General features: G+C 47.9%; 3 protein-coding genes. All 3 read left to right on the top strand.

Annotated features, from left to right (window positions below):
* Positions 1 to 280 precede the first annotated feature (280 nt).
* From GRF59_RS18045 to fabD, 3 genes are read left to right on the top strand one after another with little or no spacing between them, the layout of a single operon-like run.
* Positions 281 to 2,725 carry an excinuclease ABC subunit UvrA gene (locus GRF59_RS18045; RefSeq protein ID WP_160499064.1) on the top strand — a complete coding sequence of 815 codons (2,445 nt, stop codon included), beginning with the start codon at positions 281 to 283 and terminating at the stop codon, positions 2,723 to 2,725.
* 18 nt (positions 2,726 to 2,743) lie between these two features.
* Positions 2,744 to 3,751, top strand: a complete 1,008-nt coding sequence (locus GRF59_RS18040) for a serine hydrolase domain-containing protein (RefSeq protein WP_160499063.1) — start codon at positions 2,744 to 2,746, stop codon at positions 3,749 to 3,751.
* Positions 3,752 to 3,805: 54 nt separating this feature from the next.
* Complete coding sequence (gene fabD, locus GRF59_RS18035) at positions 3,806 to 4,939, top strand: ACP S-malonyltransferase (protein ID WP_202128721.1); 1,134 nt, start codon at positions 3,806 to 3,808, stop codon at positions 4,937 to 4,939.
* The last annotated feature ends 135 nt before the right edge of the window (positions 4,940 to 5,074 follow it).

Here is a 5,074-nt window from a genome sequence, read left to right as displayed (position 1 = left end):
GATCAGTTCTCTTTTTAATAGAGAGTCGGATTGCCAGCAGATGATGCTCGCAATAGCACGAGGTTAGGATTCATGTGAATATGTCTTTCGCTTACGAGTTTGAAGCCCGCGCCCCTAGTCATTACAGCTGTTTTGCATGAGAAGGGGCAGTGTTAAGACTACGGCTGCGCACACGCACTCATCCACTCATTTCAAGACCGATCCCAAGAAAAAGTTGATTCTTTTTTTAGTATATTGTATACAAGAAATGAAGTATTTTACAGTAATGGGAGATGAAAAGATGAAGAGTATAAACATTAAGGCAGCGCGTGTTCACAACCTCAAAGAAATCGATATCTCCATTCCCAAAAACAAGCTCATAGTCGCGACAGGCGTCAGCGGATCAGGCAAATCCAGTTTAATGTTCGATATCATTTTCGAGGAAGGGCGCAGGGAGTATCTTCAGTCCATCGGGATGTTCGCGGGACTTGAAGACGAACGAAAGTTCGACAGCATTTCAGGCATAGGGCCTACAGTCGCTGTGCAGCAAAGTATCGTGCGTCAAAGCAATCCCCGGTCAACAGTGGGATCAAGGACGCATCTGCTGGGTCTTCTCAGTCTCCTATATTCCAGCGAAGGCCAAAACTCTTGTTCCGAGTGCGGGGCGCTTATCGAGAACGGTTTGACCTGCAGCGAATGCGGAAATGAGGAGGAACGGCTGGAACTCGGTTATTTTTCATACAACAACGCTAACGGGATGTGCATGAAGTGCTCAGGACGCGGCGCTTATTATCATGTCAATATGGAGAAGTTGGTTCCAAATGATAAGACTACAGTTCGCGAAATTTTTAAGTCGATCGGCGTAACACCAGGTATCGGCAGAGTACTGGAACGAAATCTCAAATCCAACATGGATATGCCGTACTCGCAATTGTCAGAGGATATTAAAGATGAAGTCATCAATGGCCATTACATCAATAATAACAGCGCCAACCAAAGTTTCTGCTTGTCCAGAATATTGCAGATCCGTCATAAGAAAGGTGAATACCTGAACGGTCTTTACGAGCTGGTCGCATGTCCCGAATGCAATGGGTTCCGCATTGGAGAAGAAGCGCGCAGAGTATTCATAAACGGCAAGCATATCGGGGAAGTTGGCAAGATGACGCTTGTAGAGGCGAAGACTTTTTTTGAGTCCGCGTTGGAGCAGGGGAGATTTACACAATCCGGAATGAATCTAATTCAGGATATTCTGCGCAAGACAACGTCTTTAATCAAAGCGCGTCTGGGGCATTTGTCGCTCTACAGGGAAATGTCTTCCTTAAGCGGGGGTGAAATTCAACGATTGTTTCTGAATTCTCATCTGGAATCCAAGATGGAGTCGATCATCTATATTCTCGATGAGCCGACGGTAGGTTTGCATGAATCGGAAAAGACCGAGCTGCTCAAATCGATCTATGCACTCAAGGAATTGGGCAACACCGTCATCGTCGTGGAACATGACAAAAGCACAATCGAAATGGCCGACTATATTATCGACATCGGTCCCAAAGCGGGGATCGAAGGCGGGAAAGTGATCTATGAGGGCAGCTATGAGGGGCTGCTGCAATGCGAAAATTCGTTGACTGGCCAGTATCTGTCCGGCAGAGCGAAGATGCCTTCCAGAACGTTGAAAACGGATATCTTCCAGGATGATACGACCCCAAGGCTGACCATCCGGAATGCCAGAACGAATAATCTGAAAGATGTGACTGTATCGGTCCCGCTCGGCGTTATTGTTGGCGTAGCCGGTGTTTCGGGCTGCGGTAAAAGCTCACTCATTTCCGATACGCTAGTCCCTTTCTTACGAAGCTATTTCCGGGATCAATCGAGGAGCAGCAGCGCATCAAGTATCGAAGATGGCCCGAATGACTTCGAAGACGATTCCGCCTTTATTGAAACGATCGCGGAAAGTCTGGACGGCGTAGAATACCTCTCGGGATTCGCGGAAGTCTCGCAAGCGCCGATAGGTAGGAACAATAACTCCAATCCGATCACCTTCATTAAAATCTGGGACAAAATCCGCAAGCTGTTTGCCGAGGAACCGGAAGCCAGACGGCTCCATTTGTCAGCCGGGCACTTCTCGTTCAATTCGGAGGGAGCCTGCTCAGAGTGCGGCGGTAGCGGCCGTAAAGCGATTTTTCCTGGCGCCACGATGAAGATCTATACGACATGCGGAGAGTGCAAAGGCAAACGCTACAATGATGAGGCGCTGAAGGTTCGCTACAAAGGGAAAACTATTTCGGAAATTCTGGATTTACAAGTATCGGAAGCCGTTTCCTTCTTTAAGGAGCATAAGGCGATCGTATCCACCTTGGAAGTTATGGAACGGATTGGTATGGGATATATCACGCTGGGCCAACCGACCTCGACCATGAGCGGAGGAGAGGCGCAAAGGCTCAAACTCGCAAAGGAAATCGGCAAAAAGAGGAATGGCAATATCCTCTATGTGATGGACGAACCGACAACGGGGCTTAGCCTCTATGACACGGCTCAGCTCATTAAGCTGTTGAACGAGCTTGTCGCGAGCGGGAATTCTGTGATCGTCATTGAACATAATCATGAGGTTTTGGAGTCGTGCGATTGGATTATCGAACTTGGTCCTGAAGGAGGAGCGGGGGGCGGAAGGGTTATCGCGGAAGGGTCGCCACAAGCCTTGAAAAACAATCCGGATTCGATCACCGGCAAATACTTGGAACTTCATTCATAAACAGGGGGGATTAGCGAAATGAATCAGGTAATGGAATGGGAGACACGAGATGCCGAATCCGTCGGCATCCGTCCGGAGAAGCTGAAGGAACTAGATAACGGATTGAACTTCCAGCTTGGATTTATTCACAGCGTCGTCGTTGTCAGAAGAGGAAGCATTGCGTATGAGAAATACTTTCACGGCTTCGGACCTGAAGATCCTCAAGATGTGACCTCGGTTACGCAAGGGATTATTTCCGCTTTAATCGGAATCGCGATCGATCAAGGCCATATCCAAAGTGTCGACCAGAAAATTATCGATTTTTTTCCGGAGGCAGCCCCTAGAGCAAGCGATTTATTGAAACGTACGCTGACGATTAAGCATCTTCTCACGATGACGGCGCCATACGCCTGGAAGGGCAGCGATCCTTTGGATCGGCTGCGGAGGCAAAAAAACTGGACGATGTTTATTCTTGAAATGCTAGGTCAGAAAGGAAGAGCCGGCGATTTTCAGTACAGCCTGTCTAGCGCGCATCTGCTTTCGGCTATCCTGACACGAAGCACGGGCGTATCAACACGAGAGTATGCGAACGAACATTTATTTCGGCCGCTCGGGATACGAGAAATTCCGGATCAAAAAATGAAGTCTTTCTCGAAAGACGACGTGTTTGGAAAGAGCATTACCGGCTGGATCAAAGATCCTCAGGATTACAACATTGGTGGATGGGGGCTGACCTTAACGCCTAGAGAGATGGCCCGTTTCGGATATTTATATGTGAATCGCGGCAAATGGGGCGATAAGCAGATTGTTTCGGAGAAATGGATTGAAGAGTCGTTATCGCAGCAACTTGAGGATTATGGTTACTTATGGTGGCTGCGGGAAGATAACGGCATCTTCACTTATATAGCAGTAGGAATAGGCGGTACGTATATTTACTGCATCCCGGAGAAAGAACTGGTTGTCGTCGTTGCATCTAAGATGGACAAAATGATTATCGACCGCTGGGAGCTTCTGGAGGATTACATTATTCCCGGATTAATCGATTAAGGTGCGTTTCGACGATCCGAATATACCAAAATGATAAAGATAAAGGAGAAGTCTATGAAAACCTACGTATTCCCAGGGCAAGGCTCGCAAGCGAAAGGCATGGGGGAAGGTCTCTTCGAAGCATTCCCTGATTTGGTCGAAAAAGCCGATACGATTCTAGGTTATTCGATCAGAACACTTTGTCTCGACAATCCCGGCGGAAAGCTTCACTTCACGCAATATACGCAGCCCGCCTTATATGTAGTCAACGCATTGACCTACTTGAAGAAGCTTAGAGATGGGAGCCCAAAGCCGGATTTTCTGGCCGGACATAGCTTGGGCGAATACAATGCGATTCTGGCTGCCGGTGGTTTCGATTTCGAAACAGGCTTGAGATTGGTGAAGAAAAGAGGCGAATTAATGGGCCGGGCCTCCGGCGGTGCAATGGCAGCCGTTGTCGGACTGACCGAAGATCAAATCAAAGCGGTACTGGGAAACAACGCCTTGACGGATATCGATATCGCGAACTTAAACACAACGACGCAAATTGTAATTTCAGGAAACAAGGACAGTATCGATCATGCTAAGCCTTATTTTGAAAGGGAAGGCGCCGATTATATCCCGCTGAATGTCAGCGCGGCTTTCCATTCCCGCTACATGCAGGAGGCAAAGGATGAGTTTGAACAGTATCTGAAAGAATTCTCCTATTCGGACCTCGCCATTCCCGTGATTTCGAATGTGAATGCCAAACCTTACGATCCTGCTGAGATCGTACCCAATCTGGCCGAACAGCTGCGTTCTTCCGTTAGATGGGCAGATAGTATACGGTACTTGATTCGCCAAGGGGAAATGGAGTTTGAAGAACTTGGTCCGGGCAGCGTGCTAACCAAAATTATCGCGAAAATAAAAGCCGAAGCTCCAGTCGTTCAACAGGGAGTTGCCGTTGGTTCGGTAGGGACGAACGCAATCGATCGCATGAAAGAGGATACGGAAGGCAGAACCGAATTTCAACGGAGAATCAATGCCGCTTATCAGCAAACCGCGGACTGGAATAAAGCCTATCCGATCGGAACGAAGGTAACCTGCAAAGGGTATAAAGATGTATTGATAACAAGAACCGAAGCGATGGTGTTGTTTGGCCACAGGGCCGCTTTATATGTAGAAGGTTATAATGGATATTTTGCCTTGGATGAAATAACGGCTGGATAAAAAGTCTAACGTTTCAATGCAAGAAGCGATCTGCGGCAACGATCCAGATGTAGCGCGTTTCAAAGCCTACATCTGGGGCTGTTTGCGAATCAGTAATTCAGCTAATTGTTCCTTGTGGTCGTCGTTTAGCCTGGA

Origin of the sequence: Paenibacillus dendrobii (assembly GCF_009807035.1) — a bacterium.
In the GTDB taxonomy this organism is placed as follows: domain Bacteria; phylum Bacillota; class Bacilli; order Paenibacillales; family Paenibacillaceae; genus Paenibacillus_AQ; species Paenibacillus_AQ dendrobii.
The sequence above is the reverse complement of the archived record's forward strand: the minus strand, read 5'-3'. Positions and strand labels throughout refer to the sequence as shown.

Excerpts from the sequence above, each read along its gene's own strand:
- GRF59_RS18040 (WP_160499063.1), top strand. The coding sequence starts at position 2,744 with ATGAATCAGGTAATGGAATGGGAGACACGAGATGCCGAATCCGTCGGC.
- GRF59_RS18045 (WP_160499064.1), top strand. The coding sequence starts at position 281 with ATGAAGAGTATAAACATTAAGGCAGCGCGTGTTCACAACCTCAAAGAA.
- fabD (WP_202128721.1), top strand. The coding sequence starts at position 3,806 with ATGAAAACCTACGTATTCCCAGGGCAAGGCTCGCAAGCGAAAGGCATG.